This window comes from Aquiluna sp. Uisw_065 (assembly GCF_047731275.1).
In the GTDB taxonomy this organism is placed as follows: domain Bacteria; phylum Actinomycetota; class Actinomycetes; order Actinomycetales; family Microbacteriaceae; genus Aquiluna.
In genome coordinates this window covers 560498-580991 of sequence record NZ_CP159836.1, presented here as the reverse complement: position 1 = coordinate 580991, position 20494 = coordinate 560498, and the positions used below count along the sequence as shown (strand labels likewise).

Genomic DNA, 20494 nt, shown 5'->3' with positions numbered 1-20494 from the left:
AAAAGTTAGCTGGGTAGCAGCGCGATCACTTGCGACAAATCTCGCGTGTCTATAACGATGTCAGCGCTCTCTCGAACTATTGGCTGAGCACAAAAGGCTATAGACAGACCCGCCTGCTTCATCATCTTTAGATCATTCGCCCCGTCGCCAATAGCGATGGTTTGGGCTACATCAATCTCTAGTTTTTTAGCAAGAGCCAATAATGTCGCTGCTTTTACGGCGGAATCAACGAGCTCGCCGATTACCTTGCCGGATAGTTTGCCGTCGACGACCTCCAAAGTATTTGCCTTGGCAAAATCAAGGTTCAGCGTCTTTTTTAGTGGTTCTAACAACTGAATGAAGCCGCCCGAGACCGCTGCAGCGTAACCGCCGATTGCATGGATTGCCTCAATAAGTTCCGCCGCACCCCTGGTTGGCGAGAGCTCGTCGGCAACTTTGTTTAGAACGCTTTCATCTAGGCCTGCTAACAGAGACACCCGCTCGACCAATGAGGCACTGAAATCTATTTCGCCTTTCATGGCGCGCTCGGTGATCAGGGCCACCTGCTGTCGAGTGCCGGAGTGTGTTGCCAGAAGCTCGATTGCTTCTTGATCGATAAGTGTTGAGTCAACGTCGAACACAACTAGAAAACTCATTTTCTCTCCCTGGCAAGCTTTGAACAAAGCTTTTTTCTGATTATTACCAAATGCTAGTTGGTTCCGTTATCTTCGCGGCTTCCAGGCTCCTCTTTCACCAACAGGCGCGTACATTTCAGGCCGCTGCCCGGATCCAGCGCGACTCGCTTCAAAGACAGAAGGCAACGGAGCATTGGCGGCTAGGCTAGGGGCGTGTCCGAGGTAATTAATCTTCAAAATGTCAGCGTGGTGCGCGGTGGTAAGTCCATCATTGACTCCCTCACGTTTTCAGTAGGCCCGACGGAGCGTTGGGTTGTTCTTGGGGCCAACGGAGCTGGTAAGACAACTCTTCTAAAGCTGGCGGCGGCTCAAATACAGCCTTCTAGCGGATCGGCAACACTTCTAGGCCAGCGCCTAGGTGAGGTAAATGTTTTTGAACTTAGGACAAGAATTGGGTTCGCTTCTAGCGCTCTAACCGCTCAAATACCAAATTCCGAGACGGTACTGAATGCCGTCATGACAGCCAGCTATGGCATCACCGGTAGGTGGAACGAAGAATACGATGCAATCGATGAACGCAGAGCCAGAAGAGTTTTGGGGGAGTGGAAGCTTTCAAGCTTGGAAGATAGAGCCTTTGGCACGCTGAGCGATGGTGAGCGCAAGCGGGTCCAGATTGCTCGCTCTGTAATGACTGATCCAGAGTTACTCCTGCTGGACGAACCAGTCGCCAGCCTAGATCTTGCAGCCAGGGAGCTAACTTTGCAACTACTTTCCGGATATGCTCAGGCGACAGAAGCCCCAGCGATGGTTATGGTGACCCATCACCTAGAGGAAATTCCACCGGGCTTTACCCATGCGCTACTTTTGCAGGACGGCAAAGTTATGGCGCGAGGTGAGATTGGAATGACGCTAACTTCAGCAAGTATTTCCGAGGCTTTCAATCACCCATTGACCCTGAACTACCAAAATCAGAGGTTTTCAGCGGTTTCGTCGTAGACGGGTTGGAAAATACTTGCTAAACTCTTGGGCTGTTGCTAAATGCAGCTCAGAATTTATTAGAAGGACATCATGCAGGCAGAAATTCACCCAAGCTACGAGCCGATCGTATTCCGCGACCTAGCATCTGGAGTTTCGTTCCTGACTCGCGCGACCATCACTAGCGATAAGACAATCGAGTGGGAAGATGGCAAAACCTACCCTGTCCACGACGTTGAAATCAGCTCCGAGAGCCACCCGTTCTACACTGGAAAACAGCGCATCATGGATGCCGCTGGCCGCGTAGAGCGATTCAACGATCGCTACAAAAACTTCAGCTAAAGCCTTACTGGCCAACCCAATTCCGCCTGGAAATCCGGGCGGTTTTGCTGTCTCATGAACTTAGCAAAACTTTCTGATTGCTCATCACTCCACTTAGCTTGAGCGTCGTGGAGGTTTTCGATTGGAATATCCAGTTCGGCAAATCGCTTGGCAATCTGCTGAGCTAGTTTTCCCGCCGCCACTGCATCAGCAGTCGAATTGTGGGCATCCGTAAGCTCAACCCCATAATGCTCAGACATGACAACTAGATTGCGCTTGCCTTTTCGGAACTTATCCACTTTGCGATCAAGCACCAGGGGATCGATTACAGATTGCGGCTCTAGCGGCTCTAGCTGATATCGAATCGCTTCGTTGGCCAAAATTGTAAAGTCGTACGGGGCATTGAATGCAACCAATGGCATGGTCGCATTTAGTTTTTTTAGTTCCTGGCTAATTTCCGCAATTGCCGATAGCGGGTCCATTCCATCTCGAACAGCGGCTTCAGTCGTTACTCCGTGAACATCCGACGCGGCCTGAGGTATTTCAATGCCTGGGTTCACAATCCACTCACGAAGATCCTCTACCTCTCCAGTGGGGCCCAGCACAACTACGCACGCGGTAACGATGCGGGCAGTTTTTAAATCAAGCCCTGTGGTCTCGAGGTCGAAGGCAGCAACCCGCTTGGACCAGCCGGGTGCCTCGGGTTCAAAATCGAAATCTAGCAAAGTATCTCCTGTCTGAAACGATAGTCGGCTTGCAACCAACCTAGACTGCATGAGTGACAGTGTTGACCAATCCACCAGCCGAACTCTTCGCGTTCGCTGAAACCCGTTCTACTAGGGCTGATGTTTCCGATACCGCGGTCTGGACCTTGTCAGGAAATGAAAAAAGGGTACTTTTCATACATGGGTTTAGGGGCGACCATCATGGATTACAGGCTGTAGCGGGCGCCCTAGTCAATCTAAGGGTAGTGAGCCCAGATCTCCCGGGCTTTGGCAAGAGTGCTGAGCTTGAACACCACAGCCTTTCGTCATACTCAGACTGGCTGATTAATTTCCACAACTCAACAGGCCCCTACGATCTTGTGGTTGGACACAGCTTTGGAACACTCATCGTGGCGAATGCTATTTCGAATGGGCTTTCCACCAACAAGGTCTGCCTAATAAACCCGATTACCACTCGGGGTAGCACGTCTAAATCACTCGGCAATAGGTTTGCGGAAATCTATTACCGAATTGGCAAGAATAAAATCTTTGGCTCTTGGCTAATGTCATCCGGCTTGGTAACCAGAGCAATGTCCATTGGTCTTACTAAAACCAAAAATCGAGGGACTAGACGTTTCATACACGACCAGCACGGCAGATACTTTGCTACGTACGCTTCCACGAGGGTTGCCATCGAGGGCTTTCAGGCCGCTAACTCTGGATCAGTTTTTGATTATGCAGAAAAACTTACCGGTCCAATATTGTTGATAGCCGGCGCAAAAGATGCCGTGGCTCCCATCGCAGAGCAAAGGCGCCTAAACGAAGTGCTGGCAAACTCTAATCTGCTGGTCCTTGAAAAGGTTGGGCACCTTTCCCATTACGAAAAGCCGGTTGACATCGCGATTGCAATAACCAAGTTTCTGGAAACCGAATGAAAGATGTTTGGTTTGATGGCAGGTTTATAAACCCCACGAGACCCGATGGGATAACCAGCTTCAGCCTTGGTTTGGTTGGCGAGCTCAGCCGACTTATGCCGGTGACTGTTCTGATTCATTTGGAAGCACAACGGGGTCTGATGCCAGAAAATGTTTCAGTTGTCAAAGTAAACGATCCAATTTCACTTCGGGAGCTCACTCTTGCCAGAAAGCTGAATCAGACCAGTATTGGCGTGCTAATTAGCCCCATGCAAACGACTTCGTCGTTGGGACGAAACTTCAAGCTCGTTCTGACTCTTCATGACCTTATCTATTACCGTCACCGCACGCCTCCAAGGGCGTTCTCCGCGCCCGTTCGGCTGGGGTGGCTAGTATTTCACCTGTCTTACTTTCCACAGCGGTTCCTTCTTGACCGTGCCGATCTGGTTCTGACAGTGTCAGAGACCTCCAAGCAGCAAATTTTGGAGGCCAGGCTGACCAAGAGACCTTTGGAGGTTGTCCACAATGCGTCTGAGCTAGAAATCTCAAAGCCAATAAAGCCCAGACACGACTCTAAATACTTGATTTACATGGGCAGCTACAATCGCTATAAAAACGTCGAATTTTTGATCAAATCGATGGCTCTGCTTCCTGAAAAAACATTGGTTCTACTTTCCAGGCTGAGCGACAAAAAACGCAGAAAGTTAACCAAACTCGCCAATTCAGTCGGCGCGACGGTTCAGTTTGAAAACGGCGTCACCGACGCTGAGTATTTAGTTTGGTTAGGAAAAGCATTCGGATTAGTGAGTGCTTCGAAAGATGAAGGATTTGGCATCCCACTTGTGGAGGCAATGTCCCAGGGACTACCCGTCATAGTTAGCGAAATTCCGATTTTTCAAGAGGTGGCAGGAAACGCAGGGGTGTTTTTCGATAACTCTAAGCCGGAGGAGTTTGTTGCCGGAGTGATCAAGCTTTCTGAAGAAAAGACTTGGTCCAGCTACTCAAAAAAAGCTCTGCAGCAATCCGCGAAGTTTTCCTGGAAGCACAGCACCCAGGAGCTCTTAGCTAGCTTGCGTGAAATCGCCTAGCGGATCCGGCGCCCAGGCATCCAATTCCCAGCTCAAATCATGCCGCAACATGTGCAGCGAGGCGTTCTGAAGCCTTTCACCGGCCGGTGGGACAGATCCTTCACTAACTTCATTTAGCAAATAACGAATCAGTGCTCCGTGAGAAATCGCTAAAATTTTCGCTCCCGAGTATTTTTCAAGCATTAATTCCAGTAGCTGCCTTGATCTTAGAATGATTGAATTATTTGACTCTGCCCCTGGTATTTCCTCTAGCTGGCCATATTTTTCGTGCCATTCGGAATAGAGCATTCCCTCGCCGATACCGAAGGAGCGCTCTATTAGCATCGGTTCAACCAACAGCTCAGTTCCAGTCATTTCCGCCAGGATGATGTCGGCTGTTTCCTTTGCGCGTCCAAGGGGAGAGGTAAGCACAACGTCCCAGCTAAGTAGATCTAGATTCTTAGTGGCGTTTTTTACCTGCTCCACGCCGTGGCTATTGAGGGGTATCTCCGCAGTGCCCTGAAGCCTCAGATCAACGTTCCAGTCGGTTTGGCCGTGACGAAAAAGGCCTAATACTGTGCCACTCATAAAAACAATGCCCTCAAGACATCGGCTGCCGATGCATTTAGCTTCACGTCTGCGATGTTGTCCGCTTTGGTCTCGCCTCGGTTGATGATCACAATCTTCTGTCCAAGTTCCTTTGCCTGCTTCACCAGTCTTAGCCCAGAATTCACTGTTAGAGAGCTGCCCGCGATTAGAACGGCATCGGCACGCTCAACAGCCGTTTTAGCTTCAGTTACTCTTAGCGGCGGAATTTGCTCTCCGAAAAACACCACGTCTGGCTTGTAGCGTCCGTTGCAGTTTTGACAGGTTGGGACCTTGAAGTCCTCCGGGACATCGATTTCAGCGTCACCGTCTGGGGTGAATTCAATGTTGGCACTTCTCTCAATTGACGGGTTGGTGGCTTGAATTAATCCATCCATGTCCTGTCTCGAGATTGAACCAGTGCAGTCAAGACAAACCACTCGATCCAGACGACCGTGGAGCTCAATTACGTTTTTCGATCCGGCCTTTTGATGGAGTCCATCGACATTTTGAGTTATCAGCTGCTGAATTTGGCCGGTCTGCTCGGCCTTGGCAAGCGCCAAATGAGAATAGTTGGGTTCAGCACTGGCAATCCGGTTCCATCCAACGTAGCTTCTGGCCCAATATCGAGCTTGATTCTCCTCCGAAGCCAAAAACTGATCGAAAGTCAACGGATGCTTTACCACTCGACCTTGGCCTCGGTAATCCGGAATACCGCTATCCGTCGAAACTCCGGCACCGGTCATTGCCAAGACCTTCAGGCCAAAAAGCATTTGACGAGTTTGGGCTATCGCGTAATCAACCGCCGGGTCCAAGCTACTTATCACGTACACAATTCTAAGTTGATTTTTTTACTTCAAGTGTCCGGAAAGGGACTTGAACCCTCACCCTCGTAAGAGGACTAGCCCCTCAAGCTAGCGCGTCTACCATTTCGCCACCCGGACGGGTGAATGCTCATTCAGTTGAGCAAGCCCCAAACTTACCATGAACACGGAATTCGAGAAGCGTCAGGTATTTGTCGAGACTGGCACAAAGCGGTAGCTTATTACTATGCATCAAGAGCCGCAGGTCGCACTCCAAAAGCTCATAGGAGCTTTGGAGCGACACCTCGATGCCATCCTTTCCCAGCGCGAGGGTGAAGACCCGGGTATTGAGCAGGCTTACATTCAAGTCGAAGATGCTTTTCTTGGCTATGAAGAGGCGCTGTCGGCAAGCTTCGATGAGTTCCTGCCGATTGAACTAGCCGAAGAAGAATGAACCCGCTAGAAGCCATAATTCTCGGTTTCATCCAAGGACTAACCGAGTTTCTTCCAATTTCATCAAGCGCCCACGTTCAAATAGCCCAAGAGGTATTTGGCTTCGGTGACCTAACCAAGCCACAGCTGACCGCATTCATCGCCACCATACAAATTGGAACCGAGCTTGCGGTGGTCAGTTATTTCGCTAAGTCAGTAATTGAAATTCTTCGTTCTTGGTTCAAAAATGGTTTTCGGCCTTGGTCAAAACAGGAACCAAACTCCAGGCTTGGCTGGCTCGTGATCATTGGGACGGTACCGATTGTGGTTCTTGGGCTAATTTTTCAGGATGCAATTGAAACGGAGCTGCGCCAGCTTTGGATTATTGGAGTGATGTTGATTGTGTTTGGACTAATCCTGGGGCTTGGAGACCGAATTGGCTCCAAAACCAAGCAGCTGGGGGAGTTGAACCTTCGAAGTGGACTTGCCTTTGGTTTTGGCCAAGCCTTGGCGCTAATTCCCGGGGTTTCAAGATCAGGCGGGTCGATAACCGTCGGCCTGATGCTTGGCTTTACGAGAGAAGCTGCGGCACGATACAGCTTTTTACTTGCAATACCAGCAGTCCTAGGTGCCGGGGCGTATCAATTTTTGGGAAGCTACCAAGACTTACCCGAGGACTTACTGGCAGCAACAATTGCCGCAACAATTGTGAGCTTCGTGGTCGGATATGCGGTAATAGCCTGGCTGCTTCGCTACCTAATCAAGGGCTCGTACATGCCATTTGTAATTTGGAGGGTGGGAGTGGGATCGGCTTTGCTAATCGCTCTTGGTTTAGGAGCTATTTAGGCCTTCCCTGCCTCAGGCGATTCGGGTCTGGACTTCAGATATTTCTCTAATTCTCTTGCTATTGAATCGCCGGAGGCCTGCTCACTGTCCATGGCGTCTCTACTCGTCTCAAGCTGCTCTATGTAGGACGAGAGCTCTTCGTCGCTCTCAGAGACTTCGTCTATCGATCGCTCCCACTCGGAAGCCTCCTCCACAAGCGACGAGCCATCGAACTGAATACCAGTAAGAGCCTCTAGCTGATTCAGGAAACCCAGAGCCGCCTTCGGATTGGAGGTGTTGTGAACGTAGTGGGGGACCGACGCCCAGAGTGACATCACCGGGATGTTGTCGGCCTCAAAGGCTTGAGCAAGGACCGCAAGAATACCAACTGGCCCTTCATAACTGGAAGGCTCTAGATTATTCAACTCTTGAAACGCTTTGTTTTGAGAGCTTTTGAAAAACGGAACCGGTCGCGAGTGAGGTACATCGGCCAGCATAGCTCCGAGCATTATCACGTGGTCAATCTCGCGGTCCTGCACCATTTCCATCACCTCGGCAGCGAACGTGATCCAGCGTCTCGAAGGCTCAGTTCCTAGTAACAGAAATATCTCTTGGAGCCTGGGCTGGGCTTTTGCTTTTTCCGGGCTTGCCTGCAAAAGCTCGGTCGTAGGCCAGTTAAGAAACCGCTGACCGTCATCGTCGTACTCGGCGATTGGTCTGGAAAACTGAAAATCATAATAATCTTCCGGGTCCACTGCTTCTAAAATTTGACCCGAGATCTGCTCGGACAGCGCCTTCAGCGCTCCAGTGGCTGCTTCGGTGGCATCGTTCCAGCCCTCGAAGGCGACAATAAGAATGCGACCAGTCAGCAAGCGAACTCCTTTTATACTCACAAACTCTAATTGAAGCTGGAACTAGACTGGGACAAATGTCGAGTAATAACTTTCCAAAGGCTGTCTTGTGGGACATGGATGGCACCCTAATTGACTCCGAACCCTACTGGATGCTATCCGAGACGCGCCTTGCTAAGCAATACGGCAGCACCTGGACCGAAAAAGATGCATTGCAGCTGATCGGCAACGATTTATTTCACGCCTCGGACCTCTTGAGAAATAAATTTGGTATCGAGGACATGACCACCCGGGAAGTCATCGATCGACTGACCGAAGAAGTCATTGAGCAGCTCAGGACAAAGTTACCCTGGAGGCCAGGCGCACTCGAACTGCTTGTTGAACTAAAAAAGGCGGGCATTAAAACCGCTCTTGTCACCATGTCCATGCGAACCATGGCGCTCACGGTTGCCGATCAGATTGACTTTCAAGCCTTCGACGTAGTGGTGGCCGGCGACGATGTCACAAATGGAAAACCACACCCGGAGCCATACCTGCGAGCAGCCGAACTCCTTGGAGTTGCACCGGAGGACTGTCTGGCTTTCGAAGATTCTCCGACAGGCCTATCCTCCGCTGAGGCTGCTGGGTGTCATGCGATAGGAATAACCAACATCATCAATCTGCCAACCGGCCCCAACAGGAGAATCATCGCCTCGTTGACCGAGGTGACCATCGAGAATCTATCCGCTTTGAAAATAGACAATGAGGACCAATGAACGAAATCTTTGAAGTCGGCGACAGGGTCCAGCTGACTGGCCCAAAAGGCATCATGAACACAATTCGGCTAACGGCCGGAAACAGGTTTGGATCTCACAAAGGTGAAATCCAGCACGATGACATCATCGGTAAGCCTTCGGGTTCGGTGATTGAAAATCACAATGGTGACCAGTATTTGGCCCTCAAACCTTTACTCAGTGATTACGTGCTTTCCATGCCGCGTGGTGCAGCAATTGTGTACCCAAAGGATGCGGCACAAATCCTGGTTGAGGGGGACATCTTCCCCGGTGCCAATGTGATCGAAGCTGGAGTTGGATCCGGCGCACTTTCTAGCTATCTGATAAGAGCCATTGGGGAACACGGGAAACTAACGTCCTTTGAGCGTCGAGCCGAGTTCGCAGAAATTGCCAAGGGGAATGTCGAAAATTTCTTGGGATCCCAACCTCCTAACTGGGAGGTTGTCATTGGCGACTTGCAAGAAATGCTCTCCGAACACTGCGAAGCCGCGAGCGCCGATCGCGTCGTACTTGACATGCTTGCCCCGTGGGAGTGCATCGATGAAGTTGCAACAGCAATGAAGCCAGGTGGACTGGTAATCATCTACGTGGCCACCGTCACACAGTTGAGCCGGACCTTCGAGGAAATCAGAGCTCATGGGGGCTTTACCGCTCCACTTGCTTGGGAGTCAATGGTTAGGCCTTGGCACCTAGATGGCCTGGCCGTGAGGCCCGAGCACAGAATGATTTCACACACTGGGTTCTTGTTGTCCGCTAGACGCCTTGCTCCAGACACAGTCCTCCCAAGTTTTAAGGCTAGAAGAGGCAACAAGACTGAGCACACCGATGAAGACATGGACATTTGGCTACCCCAGGCCATGGGCCAAAGACCGCTCAGTGAGAAAAAGCTTAGAAAAACAGTTCGCAAGGTCACGAACAACTTGAATCCAAGGCAGAATTAGGTATACCCAGAAATGAGAACTAACTTGCAAAAAATAGCTGTGCTTTCAATCCCATTACTAATTCTTGCTGGCTGTGCCAGTGAGCCAACCGGACCTCTTGCCTACGCGGAGCTGAGCGTTGGATTGGATACTCAGTGCGAGAGCTTCCAAACTGGTGACGCAGCCGATCAGATAACTGTCTTGGGAGACCTCGGCACTCAGCCAGAGGTCAGCTTTCCGGTGCCCTTGAGCGGAGCCGGAATTGAGACCGCAGTTATCATCGAAGGAGATGGCGGTGAGGTTCTTGGTGGCCAACAGGTACTCCTTCATTTCGCCGGCTTCAATGCGTCTACTGGAGACACCCTTCAAGCCAGCGACTTCACTAGTCAGGATTATGTCCCGCAGGATCTTTACCCGGGCCTTGTGCCAGATTTTTGTAGCGCCCTTACCGGCGTGAAAGTTGGCTCTCGCGTCGCGGTGCTATTAGATGCCGAGAATGCCCACGGCAACGTTGGCATCCAAAGCCTTGGGATTGGCGCTTCCGACGGAGTTATTTTTGTCTTTGACATTATCGAGGCTTACCTGCCAAGGGCCAATGGAGATACTCAGCCCGCAAAAGCGGGATTGCCCACGGTGGTTTCAGCCCCAGACGGACAGCCTGGTATCCAGATCCCTTCCAGTGACGCACCAGATGAATACATGAGTGCTGTGCTAATTGAGGGCGGCGGAGAACCAGTGGAAATCGGCGACAACGTCGTGCTTCATTACACCGGCTGGACCTGGGATGGGGAGCAGTTTGACAGCTCATGGGAGCGACAGTCTCCGGCTACTTTTCCAATCACCCCTGACGGCCTCATAGAGGGTTTCGTGATGGCACTTGATCAAGCTACCGTCGGCTCAAGAGTTATTGCCGTGATTCCTCCGGAGCTTGGCTACGGCGACAGTGAACAGGGCAGTATTCCAGGGGGCTCAACCCTGATTTTCGTGATTGACGTCCTAGGAAAGTAGCTTTTACTATGTCCGCAGGTGCGAGTAAGCAGAGCCCAGCCGAGCGGCTGTTTACTCTAACCTGCTGCCTGATGGCGGCTCCAGTAATTGGGCTTAGCAAGAATGATATTTTCCGCTCGGTGGTTTCTTACGCCGAGCAGGGGTCGGATTCAGCGAAAGAAAAAATGTTTGACCGAGATAAAAGCAATCTTCGGGAAATGGGAGTTCAGCTGGAGGTGATTGACTCCAGTAGCTTCGAAGAAACCGACAGCGCCAGATACCGGATTGCAAAAGGTAGCTTTGATTGGCCGGCTGGGTTTGAGATCAACAATGAGCATATGACGCTTCTTGAATTGGCGGCCAAGGCATGGAATAACCAATTGCTCTCCAAGTCAGCGCAGTCCGGGCTCATAAGACTGCGTTCACTAGGCGTTGTGGACTCTTCAAGGCAACTATCTGCCTTCACCCCTCGATTATTGGCACAGCAAGAAAGCTTCACACCGCTTGCCGACGCCATCGCAGAAGGCAAGCTGGTGAGATTTAGCTACCGTAAAACAGTAGGAACAACTTCGATGCGGGAGGTAACACCTCTGAAGCTAAGGTTTATCGAAGGCCAATGGGTCTTGCTCGCAAAGCAGGCCCAGGAAATAAAAAACTTTTTACTCAGAAGAATCGTCTCTGAGGTTAGATCTTCCGAGCTCCCAGGAGAATCGGTCTCTGCAGCGCAGGTTGATGAAGCAGAAGCCGAACTAGTTGCATTTGTTACCAAAAACGTCGCCGTTCTAAAAGTCGAGCAAGACAGCGAGGCTTGGTGGCATTTTGGCGCAAAAGACAATGGAACCGTTGAAGTTAATTTCATGGATGAGGCATTATTTGCCGAAGACCTGATGGAATTCGGGCCAGAGGTTCAAGTGCTATCCCCTTTATCACTAGGCCAAAGAATCGATTCTGGCTGGCAACGAGTATTGGATGCTCATGCCTAAGCAGGAAATCGATGCCGAGGACCTATTCAATCTCTCCCTGTCGATCGTGGGATTAGTGCTCAGGGATGGGCCGATGTCCTCAAAGGAACTTGCCTTGCACTTTGGGTACAGCGAGAAAACAATAGTTCGAGCAGTCAAGACAATCGCTAACAGTGAGGACATCGGTCGGTTCGAAACCCACTTTTACGTGGATGAAGAGCTCCTTGAAAAAGGAGAAGTTGACTTTTCGGCGGGCATGGCGGAGCTGAGACGCCCTCCACTACTGTCTAAGAGACAAACAACCGCTTTGGCAGCCGGCCTTGATTTTTTAGCAGCCCTACCGCAGTTTGCTGGAAACGTTGCTCTGTCTCAGATTCGCAGTCAAATAGGTTCTGGGGCCATTCCGATAACCATCATGGCATCACCGGCACGTGAGGAAACATTGCAAGCGATTCAGCAAGCCCTTCTTGATAAGACTCAGCTGGTTGCTTCATACGTCAATCAGCTTGGAGAAAAATCCGAACGCGACATCGACCCTCTTAGGGTCGATTATGTGGGGAGAAGACACTACTTGCGGGGTTGGTGTCATACGAACCAAGCAGTGCGGTCCTTCAGGTTGGATCGCATTACAAAAGTTGAGAACACCGACAAACCAGTTTCTGAGGCCTCGCAGCTGGCTGATGTACCCCTGGAAGTGTTCGGTCAAATTGAAAACGAAACAACGGTTGAAATCTTTGCTTCCCAGGAGGCCAGTGAGATTTTCTGGAACTTTCCGGCCATAGACATTCACCGAGACGCTGAGGGTAATGTAACCGGCAAAATTCAGGTTGGAAGCCTGAAGGCCCTGGGAAGACATGTCGCTCGTTACGCGGGTCAAGCTAGAGTGTTATCACCAAGTAGTGCCGTCGAAGCCGTTAGGCAATTTGCCATGAACGCGCGATCGGGCAGTTGGGCCCCGGAGGACCAAGACTAATGACAGGATTTGGCTTGATGCTTCTCCTTGTCTCCCTCGCTTGTCTGTATGTTCTTGGGTTACTTGGATACCGATTATTACTCTCAGCAAAAAAGCTAAGCACTGAAATAATAAAGGCCAAAGGGCTGATTGAGGATCTGTACAACTTCGACATGACCACACCCAGTAAGGCTCAGGTAACTAGCGGATCAGACCTGATGTCGCTCTTGGGTGAAAGACGCAGAATCGGGCAGGCCAAGGAGCAACGAGTCAAGTCCAGAAGGCGTAGACTGATTCAAAGAATTAATGACATCGAAATGGATAAGAGGTAGGCATGAGACTTCAAGGCTGGGAATGGATCATCATCCTCGCAATCGTCCTTCTGCTATGGGGAGCACCGAAGCTTCCGGCTTTGGCAAAGAGCGCAGCGCAATCTATGAGGATTTTCCGAAAAGAAATAGGTAAAAACGGCGAGGGTGCCGAAACTAAAGCTAGTGAAGTAGCGGCCGAAGCGCCTAGTGAAGGCGACAAGAAGAAGGACTAATGCTCTGGCGCAAAAACAAAGAGCGCCGAATGAGCCTTTCATCTCACCTAAGAGAATTTAGGGTTCGTCTCTCATGGTCGGCTGGTTTCGTAATAGCGGGAACAGTGGTTGGTTGGTTTCTATTCGATCCGGTGTTCAAGGTCTTACAAGGCCCACTTTTAGATGTCACTCGTGAGCGCGGCATAGATGCAATCGTCAACTTCGGAACAGTAGTTTCCGCGTTTGACCTTCGAATCCAAATTTCTATTTTCTTGGGCGTCCTCATGACTGCTCCGGTGTGGCTTTGGAATCTCTGGGCTTTTGTGTCTCCTGGTTTAAAACTTAGGGAACGGCGTTACGCGGTTGGCTTTGTGTTTTCGGCTCTGCCACTTTTTCTTCTCGGTACCTACCTGGCGTGGACATCGCTTCCCGGTTTCGTGGTAGTTCTAATTGGCTTTACACCTGAAGGAAGCTCGAACGTCATAAACGCCGCAGAATATGTATTGTTCGCAATCAGGATTCTTCTAATCTTCGGCCTAGCCTTCGTAATGCCGGTTGTTTTGGTACTGATGAACTTCGCTGGTCTCGTGACTGGCAAGGGCATTCTCAAGGCTTGGAGAATTGCACTGCTGATAATTGCGACCGTATCGGCCCTGGCCACTCCAACGGCAGAGCCGATGTCAATGTTCCTGCTCATGGCACCGCTCACCTTGCTGTTCTTTACTGCGGTTGGAATTTCAATCGCAAACGACAAGCGACGAGCAAGAAAACTATCGAAGTTTGTAGATGACGACATCGAAGTCCAGTGAGCCTAGCCTCGCCGATCGTTACCGGCGAGCCAAGTCAAAATCAAAATTTCCCGAATTCGAGCTTTTCACACATGAGTTACGTTTCCCCTTAGATGACTTTCAGGAGCAGGCCTGTCTAGCACTTGAGGCCGGGGCGGGGGTCTTAGTTGCCGCTCCAACTGGGGCTGGTAAGACAATCGTCGGAGAGTTCGCCATCCACTTGGCACTAGCCAAGGGGCAGAAGGTTTTTTACACCACCCCGATTAAGGCACTAAGTAATCAAAAGTTCGCTGAGCTGGCAGCCCGTTACGGGAAAAATAGAGTCGGACTGCTAACCGGTGACAGCAACAGTAACTCAGAAGCTGAGATTGTTGTTATGACCACCGAAGTCCTAAGGAACATGATCTACGCCACGAGTACCACGCTAATGGACTTGGGCTATGTCGTCATGGACGAAGTGCACTATCTAGCCGACAGATTCAGGGGAGCGGTTTGGGAGGAAGTGATTCTTCATCTTCCTAAGGACGTCAAGGTCGTCTCTCTAAGCGCCACCGTTTCCAATGCGGAAGAGTTTGGGGCATGGCTGGCGGAGGTTCGGGGAAATACTGAAATAATTGTCTCGGAAATTCGACCGGTGCCACTGCATCAGCACGTGATGTTTGGCGAGGAGCTACTTGAGCTGTTCGAAACAGGAAGCAATAAAACGCGTGTAAATCCGGAGCTGCTGCAAAAGCATCAGGCTCGTCAGCGTGCCCCGCATCGAGGACCCAAGAACAATTCGCGTTCGAATTATCGTGGTCAGCCCGATCGGCGCTTCCCAAGACTTGAAAAATCAGACGTTGTTGAACTTCTAGATCGCGCAGAGCTTCTTCCTGCAATTTTCTTCATTTTCTCCCGGGTTGGATGCGAGGCATCCGTAAGTGCCTGCAGACGGGCTGGAGTGAGACTAACCACCAGCGAAGAAGCCAAGGAAATTCGAAAAATCGCCGAAGCAAGGTGCGGTTCGATTGCTGACGAGGACCTCGACACCTTGGGCTACTTCGACTGGCTCAGTTCTCTTGAGCGGGGTTACGCAGCTCACCACGCTGGAATGCTGCCTGCGTTCAAAGAGGTAGTGGAGGAGCTGTTTCTTAGAAAACTAGTCCGCGTGGTTTTCGCCACGGAGACCCTTGCGTTGGGCATCAACATGCCCGCAAGGACAGTCGTTCTTGAGAGACTTGATAAGTTCAACGGTGAGGCTAGAGTCTCAATAACCGCGGGGGAGTACACCCAGCTGACCGGGAGGGCTGGTCGTCGTGGAATCGATACCGAGGGTCACGCAGTAATTTTGTGGGGTCAGCAATTGGACCCGAACATGGTAGCGGGCCTAGCCTCGAAACGGACTTACCCTCTCAATAGCTCATTCCGCCCGACCTACAACATGGCAGTCAATTTAATTTCAGCCTTTGGCGCCCAAACGGCCAGCAAGATGCTGGAGCGATCTTTTGCCCAGTTCCAAGCTGATCGGTCAGTCGTAGGACTTGCGCAAGTTATTGCCGAAAAGCAGGCATCGCTTGAAAGCTATGAGGACGCACTCCAGTGTCACTTGGGAAACTTCATCGAATACTCCGGCATAAGACGTGAAATTACAGACCTCGAGCGAAAGGGCGCTTCTTGGCGCTCTAGGGGCGGCAAGGACATTCGCGAGACCAAGTCCATGCGACAGCACGAATCGCACATTGCCGAGCTAAAACGAGCCCTGAGGGCCCACGCCTGCCACGGCTGTAACGAACGAGAAGCCCACTCGCGATGGGGAGAGCGATATCAGAAGCTCCGCGCTGAAATAAATACTGCCGTTCATCAAATTGAATCGAGAACAAACCAAGTCTCTAAGGTGTTCTCACGAATCTGCGACCTACTGCAGGATCTTGCCTACCTCCAGCCAGAAGACGATGACCTCGAGATAACCGAGTCTGGCCAGCGGCTGGCAAAGATCTACGGCGAGCGAGACTTGCTCATTGCCCAGTGCGTAAACCAGGGGACCTGGAAAGACCTTGATGCCCCCTCGCTCGCGGCCATGGCGGCGGCCCTGGTCTACGAGAACCGCCGCGACGACGGCGATTACGAGCCCAAGTTGCCGAAGGGCCGGTTCCGCGAAGTCCTTGAAAGGACGGAGCTGATTCAAGAAGAGTTGGTGGAGCTTCAAACTAAGTACGGACTTGCGCCCGAAACCGAGTTGGACCTCGGGTTATCCTGGCCCATTTACCGATGGGCGACAGGCGCTCGTCTCGACGATGTCCTGAAGGTGTCAGGGCTGCTTGCCGGAGACTTCATAAGGTGGTCGAAACAGATCATCGACCTTCTGGACCAGCTTGCTCAAGGTGCGGATGCGGAGCTGGCGGAGACCGCCTATAACTCCATGGATTTGGTCAAAAGAGGCATTGTTGCCTACAGCTACTACATCTAGTAATTAAGCTATGGGTGTGAAGATTCCTCAATTGGTGTGGCGGATACCGCTTGGTGCTCTTGGCGGGTTGCTCGCTCTTTACGCGTTCCCCACCGAGAACATTTGGATTCTCGCGCCATTGATTCCAGCGCTGATTTTACTTGCGACCCTTGGGCTGGGTTTCTGGAAAGCAGTACTGATTGGATTTGTCGCGAGCCAAGTATTTTATATTTCCCACATTGAGTGGATAGCTCTTTATTTGGGGCCAGTTCCCTTGATTGCGCTGAGCACCCTAATGTCCTTCTTTTTTGCATTGAGTGTTGGCGCAACCGCGTGGCTGTATAAAAAATGGAAGCCCAAGAAGTCCGGACTCCTTATCTTTGCCGTGGCAAGCGCATCGATTTGGACGTTCCGAGAATTCCTCGCGAACAACTTTCCTTACGGCGGTTTTCCCTGGTCGAGGCTTTCTATGACCCAGCCTTCGAGCCTCATGAATCAATGGGTTTATTTTGGTGGTCTGTCACTGCTGACTTTCGTACTGGCGCTAATAGGCGGAATTCTGGCAATCTGGTTTCTTCACCGACGTGGTAGGAACGCAATGAGAAAAACCTCGGCTGTCATTACCCTCTCTGTCTTAGTAATAACACCCCTGATAACGGGCGTCGCAAACAACCCAGAACCCATTACGACCAAAACAATCGCTGCTGTGCAGGGAAACGCTAACGCGGGATTATTCTCGAACTTGCAGCGAGGCTCAATCCTCGAAAATCACTTGAGTGCTTCCGAGCTAATTTTTGACTCCGAGCTAGCCGGCGAGATTGACCTGTTAGTTTGGCCGGAAAACGCTTCCGACCTAGATCCACTTCGAGACAAAGAGGCGGCTCGAAAGATTGATGAGTTAGCAACAAGAGTTGGGGCCCCTTTTAGCTTCGGCACAATAACAACCAGAGGTGGCGACAACTTCAATTCGACCCTGCTCTGGGAACCAGGGGTTGGGGCTGTTGACTTTTATGATAAGCAACAGCCTGTCCCGTTTGCAGAGTTTGTCCCAGACAGGGAATTCTGGAGGCTGTTTGCCCCGACGCTTATCGATCTCGTGCCCGAGGGCTTCAGCTTTGGAACTAGGGACGGAATCTATGAAGTCTCAGAGGGCTTTACTGCAGGCACGCTTATTTGCTTTGAGATCGCAGAGGATTCCATCCTTCGTGAGCTTGTGTCTGGAGGGGCCGAGGTAATACTTTCGCAAACTAATAATGCGGACTTTGGGTACTCCGATGAGACTTACCAGCAGGCTGGCATAGCTCAACTCAGGGCAATCGAAACAGGTAGAGCCGTGGTCAACATCTCAACCGTTGGGCTGTCCGCAATCTACCTTCCAACCGGGAAGGTGCTGAGCGAACTCACCTGGTATCAGGCGGGCGCGATGGTCGAGCGGGTGCCACTCTATAGTGGCACTACTCCAGCAATGTTTTTTGGCCAAACGTTCGAGATTGCAAATATGGTTGCGGCGATCGGCTTCCTTTTTGCCTTCGGAATTAGAAGAAAAAGGCGATGACAATTCTTGTCCTTATGCCCACTTACAACGAAGTGAGCATTTTGGAGTCGAGCATCGAACAAGTTCTAGCCCAGAAGTTGGATCTCGAGATACTGGTAATCGATGACAACAGCCCGGATGGCACCGGGGTATTGGCAGAAGACTTATCCCTCAAGCACTCGCGAGTTTCAGTTCTACACCGAAACCAAAAACAGGGTCTCGGGAAGGCCTACATTGCCGGATTCGAATGGGCCATTGAACAAGGCTTTGACTTTGTAGTTCAGATGGACGCCGATGGCAGTCATCGCCCAAACGATCTTGAAAAACTAACGCGCGAAGCACACTCAAACCGATTAGTTATTGGATCTCGCTGGACACCCGGCGGCAAGGTCGAAAATTGGCCTTGGATCAGACGGGTAATTTCGAGGGCAGGTAACTTTTACGCAAGAAAAATGCTTAGTAGCACCGTAAAGGACATGACGGCCGGTTTTAGATGCTACCCGACCGCTTTGCTACAGGCATTCCCGCTAGAAAAAGTGCAGGCACACGGGTACGGTTTTCAAGTTGAGATGACACTTCTTTGCCAAGATCGAGGGGTGGAGATCGTGGAGGTGCCGATTATTTTTGTTGAACGAGTAAAGGGCAAAAGCAAAATGACCTACGGCATTGTCCTTGAAGCATTTTGGCTCTGCACCAAATGGAGATTTAGACGCTGACTTGTCCTTGGGACCGTCGCTTGCGCATACTCACGAGCATTTCCTCAAGCAATTGCTCAAGTTCTTGTTCAGAGCGACGCTCCTTCACCATGTCGTAGTGAGTTCGAGGAGCGGTATCCGCTTCGGAATCATCAATGACAGCGGCTCCATCGAGAAGTCTGGTGGCTGAAGATTCACAGAACTGGCACTGCCAGGCAATCGGTAACTCGACGCCTTCCGCAAAGACTAGGTCAAACCTGTGGTTTTTAGGACACAGGAAGCCGACCGACTGCCTCGCCGATAGTTGAACTCCAACATCTGACTCAAGGGACTGCGCACCAAGTCGCATTCCTCGCATAGTTTCTGCCATTTTTTGCCTCCGCTGGGATTCAAGCCGGAGCAGGGGAGACTAATTCCCTAAGGCGCCATTCTCACAGACCAGTCACAGCTTTGATGCCAGGTCACACCTGTCGGTTACGACACCGGATGCCCCCATCGACAAAAGCTCACGCATTTGATCGATTTCGTTTACCGTCCAAAAATGGACCTCAAGATCGTTGGCTGCCATCGCGGCAATGAACTTTGGCTTTGCGAACAAGATAAGCCCGTAATTGCGAGGCAGCTGAAGCGCGTCAAGACCTTTGGTTAGAGCCTTTAGCCGAAAACCACCCAAAAACTTATGTGCCAGCCAAATTCTCAGAACGTCAGACATTGACCCGGAGGTTGCAACCGGTCTACTCAGTAAAGCCAAAGCCCGCTTCCGGCGGCCATTGGAAAAACTGGACACGAGCACTCGGTCGTGAGCGTTATTTTCCTCAATGGCTCTGACGGTTGGGGCAACAGCTCCGGCAGATTTTATGTCAATGTTTAGACGAACTCCCGGAAGCTCCCGAAGAACCTGATCAAGAGACGGGACTTTGCCATTATTCGGAAGCGAATAGCTTGAAAGTTCAGCAAAAGTAAGCTCAGAAACTTTGGCATCCACAGACATTAGCCTCAGCAATGTGGTGTCGTGGAAAAGCACGGCGACTCCATCCAGCGTGGCCTGCGTGTCAGTCTCAATGTGGGACGCTCCACGATCCAGGGCGGTTCGAAACGACTCAATCGTATTTTCGTCAACACCGGGGACTAGGTAACTAAAACCTCGGTGGGCAAAAACTCTGGGGATCGGCGGTTCAAAATAACTAGTTTTCGTCATTTTCTCTAGATCAACGGCCTATTCTTTGGGAGTGGTCCAGTCTAATTTCATCTATCGTTTCGCGAAACTAATTTTTGGTTTGGCCATCTACGGTGCCGGCCTGGGAATGATGGTTCACGCCGGAATCGGAATACCTCCTTGGGACGTGCTGGCTCAAGGACTCTCGCTCCAAACTTCCATAACCTTTGGACAAGCAACCATCGCAGTGAGCCTTTTGGTAATGCTTTTTTGGATTCCGCTAAAGGTAAAACCTGGAATTGGCTCCGTGCTAAACGCGATTCTGGTGGGGCTGTTCGCTGACCTGACGATGCCCTTGCTTCCAGATTTCGAGCTTTACTGGCAAAATTTCACGCTTTTTGTCCTAGGAATGTTGATTATTTCCTTTGCGACTGGCCTTTACATCTCTTGTGGCTTTGGCAAAGGCCCTAGGGACGGCCTGATGATGGGGCTGGCAAAAAGATTCAATAAGCCCTTTTGGATCACAAGAACATCCGTGGAGATAATCGTCGTGATAATCGGCTTCTTACTTGGCGGACAGGTTAGAGAAGGAACTCTATTGTTTGCAATCTCGATCGGATACCTAAATCAGCTGGCCATGAGGCTGTTTGGCCTCGCTGATAAAAGCGGCAGGGTTTAGGAAACGACC

General features: G+C 50.9%; 25 protein-coding genes and 1 tRNA gene. 18 read left to right on the top strand and 8 right to left on the bottom strand.

Annotated elements, in window-relative coordinates; genetic code table 11:
• Positions 1-5: 5 nt before the first annotated feature.
• On the bottom strand, positions 6-635 hold the full coding sequence (gene serB / locus ABXT50_RS02930) for a phosphoserine phosphatase SerB (protein WP_415274676.1): 630 nt from the start codon (positions 633-635) through the stop codon (positions 6-8).
• Positions 636-827: 192 nt separating this feature from the next.
• Here serB and ABXT50_RS02925 point away from each other — a divergent pair, with 192 nt between their 5' ends.
• Positions 828-1610, top strand: a complete 783-nt coding sequence (locus tag ABXT50_RS02925) for an ABC transporter ATP-binding protein (RefSeq protein ID WP_415274675.1) — start codon at positions 828-830, stop codon at positions 1608-1610.
• A gap of 72 nt (positions 1611-1682) precedes the next feature.
• Positions 1683-1931, top strand: coding sequence for a type B 50S ribosomal protein L31 (locus ABXT50_RS02920; RefSeq protein WP_007541610.1), 249 nt, complete (start codon positions 1683-1685; stop codon positions 1929-1931).
• On the opposite strand, the gene ABXT50_RS02915 is transcribed toward ABXT50_RS02920, so the two are convergent.
• The gene (locus ABXT50_RS02915; RefSeq protein WP_415274674.1) at positions 1928-2635 is read right to left on the bottom strand and encodes an exonuclease domain-containing protein; all 708 of its coding nucleotides are present in this window, start codon (positions 2633-2635) and stop codon (positions 1928-1930) included. The two genes, ABXT50_RS02920 and ABXT50_RS02915, sit on opposite strands and share 4 nt — an antisense overlap.
• 53 nt (positions 2636-2688) lie before the next feature.
• Between ABXT50_RS02915 and ABXT50_RS02910 the strand changes: the two genes are divergently transcribed.
• Positions 2689-3549, top strand: a complete 861-nt coding sequence (locus tag ABXT50_RS02910) for an alpha/beta fold hydrolase (RefSeq protein ID WP_415274673.1) — start codon at positions 2689-2691, stop codon at positions 3547-3549.
• Positions 3546-4616 (top strand): glycosyltransferase family 4 protein, encoded by a 1071-nt coding sequence (locus ABXT50_RS02905; protein ID WP_415274672.1) that lies wholly within the window; start codon positions 3546-3548, stop codon positions 4614-4616. The genes ABXT50_RS02910 and ABXT50_RS02905 overlap by 4 nt, the downstream gene beginning before the upstream one ends.
• Here ABXT50_RS02905 and ABXT50_RS02900 read toward each other — a convergent pair.
• The 3 genes from ABXT50_RS02900 to ABXT50_RS02890 all read right to left on the bottom strand — a co-directional run bounded on the left by ABXT50_RS02900 (position 4590) and on the right by ABXT50_RS02890 (position 6124).
• Positions 4590-5183 (bottom strand): histidine phosphatase family protein, encoded by a 594-nt coding sequence (locus ABXT50_RS02900; RefSeq protein ID WP_415274671.1) that lies wholly within the window; start codon positions 5181-5183, stop codon positions 4590-4592. The two genes, ABXT50_RS02905 and ABXT50_RS02900, sit on opposite strands and share 27 nt — an antisense overlap.
• On the bottom strand, positions 5180-6007 hold the full coding sequence (locus ABXT50_RS02895; RefSeq protein ID WP_415274670.1) for an NAD-dependent protein deacetylase: 828 nt from the start codon (positions 6005-6007) through the stop codon (positions 5180-5182). The genes ABXT50_RS02900 and ABXT50_RS02895 overlap by 4 nt, the downstream gene beginning before the upstream one ends.
• Positions 6008-6041: 34 nt before the next feature.
• A tRNA-Leu gene (locus ABXT50_RS02890) sits at positions 6042-6124 on the bottom strand.
• 106 nt (positions 6125-6230) lie between these two features.
• On the opposite strand from ABXT50_RS02890, the gene ABXT50_RS02885 reads away from it, so the two are divergent.
• Both ABXT50_RS02885 and uppP read left to right on the top strand, forming a co-directional pair.
• On the top strand, positions 6231-6437 hold the full coding sequence (locus ABXT50_RS02885; protein ID WP_415274669.1) for a hypothetical protein: 207 nt from the start codon (positions 6231-6233) through the stop codon (positions 6435-6437).
• Positions 6434-7261: an undecaprenyl-diphosphatase UppP gene (gene uppP, locus ABXT50_RS02880; protein ID WP_415274668.1), complete on the top strand. Its 828-nt coding sequence runs from the start codon at positions 6434-6436 to the stop codon at positions 7259-7261. The genes ABXT50_RS02885 and uppP overlap by 4 nt, the downstream gene beginning before the upstream one ends.
• Here uppP and ABXT50_RS02875 read toward each other — a convergent pair.
• On the bottom strand, positions 7258-8133 hold the full coding sequence (locus tag ABXT50_RS02875) for a PAC2 family protein (RefSeq protein WP_415274667.1): 876 nt from the start codon (positions 8131-8133) through the stop codon (positions 7258-7260). The two genes, uppP and ABXT50_RS02875, sit on opposite strands and share 4 nt — an antisense overlap.
• A gap of 35 nt (positions 8134-8168) precedes the next feature.
• On the opposite strand from ABXT50_RS02875, the gene ABXT50_RS02870 reads away from it, so the two are divergent.
• The 11 genes from ABXT50_RS02870 (at position 8169) to ABXT50_RS02820 (ending at position 18671) form a co-directional block, all read left to right on the top strand.
• The gene (locus ABXT50_RS02870) at positions 8169-8846 is read left to right on the top strand and encodes an HAD family hydrolase (RefSeq protein WP_415274666.1); all 678 of its coding nucleotides are present in this window, start codon (positions 8169-8171) and stop codon (positions 8844-8846) included.
• Positions 8843-9805 carry a tRNA (adenine-N1)-methyltransferase gene (locus tag ABXT50_RS02865; protein WP_415274665.1) on the top strand — a complete coding sequence of 321 codons (963 nt, stop codon included), beginning with the start codon at positions 8843-8845 and terminating at the stop codon, positions 9803-9805. The genes ABXT50_RS02870 and ABXT50_RS02865 overlap by 4 nt, the downstream gene beginning before the upstream one ends.
• A gap of 12 nt (positions 9806-9817) precedes the next feature.
• Positions 9818-10792, top strand: coding sequence for an FKBP-type peptidyl-prolyl cis-trans isomerase (locus tag ABXT50_RS02860; protein ID WP_415274664.1), 975 nt, complete (start codon positions 9818-9820; stop codon positions 10790-10792).
• 71 nt (positions 10793-10863) lie between these two features.
• Complete coding sequence (locus ABXT50_RS02855) at positions 10864-11754, top strand: helix-turn-helix transcriptional regulator (protein ID WP_415274663.1); 891 nt, start codon at positions 10864-10866, stop codon at positions 11752-11754.
• Entirely contained in the window at positions 11747-12706 is a 960-nt protein-coding gene (locus ABXT50_RS02850) for a helix-turn-helix transcriptional regulator (RefSeq protein WP_415274662.1), read from the top strand. The genes ABXT50_RS02855 and ABXT50_RS02850 overlap by 8 nt, the downstream gene beginning before the upstream one ends.
• Positions 12706-13017 (top strand): hypothetical protein, encoded by a 312-nt coding sequence (locus ABXT50_RS02845; protein WP_415274661.1) that lies wholly within the window; start codon positions 12706-12708, stop codon positions 13015-13017. Before ABXT50_RS02850 ends, ABXT50_RS02845 begins: the two co-directional genes overlap by 1 nt.
• Before the next feature lie 2 nt (positions 13018-13019).
• Entirely contained in the window at positions 13020-13229 is a 210-nt protein-coding gene (locus tag ABXT50_RS02840; RefSeq protein WP_415274660.1) for a twin-arginine translocase TatA/TatE family subunit, read from the top strand.
• Complete coding sequence (tatC, locus tag ABXT50_RS02835) at positions 13229-14017, top strand: twin-arginine translocase subunit TatC (RefSeq protein ID WP_415274659.1); 789 nt, start codon at positions 13229-13231, stop codon at positions 14015-14017. The genes ABXT50_RS02840 and tatC overlap by 1 nt, the downstream gene beginning before the upstream one ends.
• Positions 13995-16442, top strand: a complete 2448-nt coding sequence (locus ABXT50_RS02830; RefSeq protein WP_415274658.1) for a DEAD/DEAH box helicase — start codon at positions 13995-13997, stop codon at positions 16440-16442. Before tatC ends, ABXT50_RS02830 begins: the two co-directional genes overlap by 23 nt.
• Before the next feature lie 16 nt (positions 16443-16458).
• Positions 16459-17976, top strand: a complete 1518-nt coding sequence (lnt, locus tag ABXT50_RS02825) for an apolipoprotein N-acyltransferase (RefSeq protein ID WP_415274657.1) — start codon at positions 16459-16461, stop codon at positions 17974-17976.
• A complete protein-coding gene (locus ABXT50_RS02820) occupies positions 17973-18671 on the top strand; it encodes a polyprenol monophosphomannose synthase (RefSeq protein ID WP_415274656.1) in 699 nt (232 codons plus the stop codon). The genes lnt and ABXT50_RS02820 overlap by 4 nt, the downstream gene beginning before the upstream one ends.
• On the opposite strand, the gene ABXT50_RS02815 is transcribed toward ABXT50_RS02820, so the two are convergent.
• Both ABXT50_RS02815 and ABXT50_RS02810 read right to left on the bottom strand, forming a co-directional pair.
• Positions 18661-19020 (bottom strand): RNA polymerase-binding protein RbpA, encoded by a 360-nt coding sequence (locus ABXT50_RS02815; RefSeq protein ID WP_415274655.1) that lies wholly within the window; start codon positions 19018-19020, stop codon positions 18661-18663. The genes ABXT50_RS02820 and ABXT50_RS02815 overlap by 11 nt on opposite strands.
• 72 nt (positions 19021-19092) lie before the next feature.
• Positions 19093-19848 (bottom strand): glycerophosphodiester phosphodiesterase family protein, encoded by a 756-nt coding sequence (locus tag ABXT50_RS02810; RefSeq protein WP_415274654.1) that lies wholly within the window; start codon positions 19846-19848, stop codon positions 19093-19095.
• Positions 19849-19879: 31 nt separating this feature from the next.
• On the opposite strand from ABXT50_RS02810, the gene ABXT50_RS02805 reads away from it, so the two are divergent.
• Positions 19880-20485, top strand: a complete 606-nt coding sequence (locus ABXT50_RS02805) for a YczE/YyaS/YitT family protein (RefSeq protein ID WP_415274653.1) — start codon at positions 19880-19882, stop codon at positions 20483-20485.
• Positions 20486-20494 lie beyond the last annotated feature (9 nt).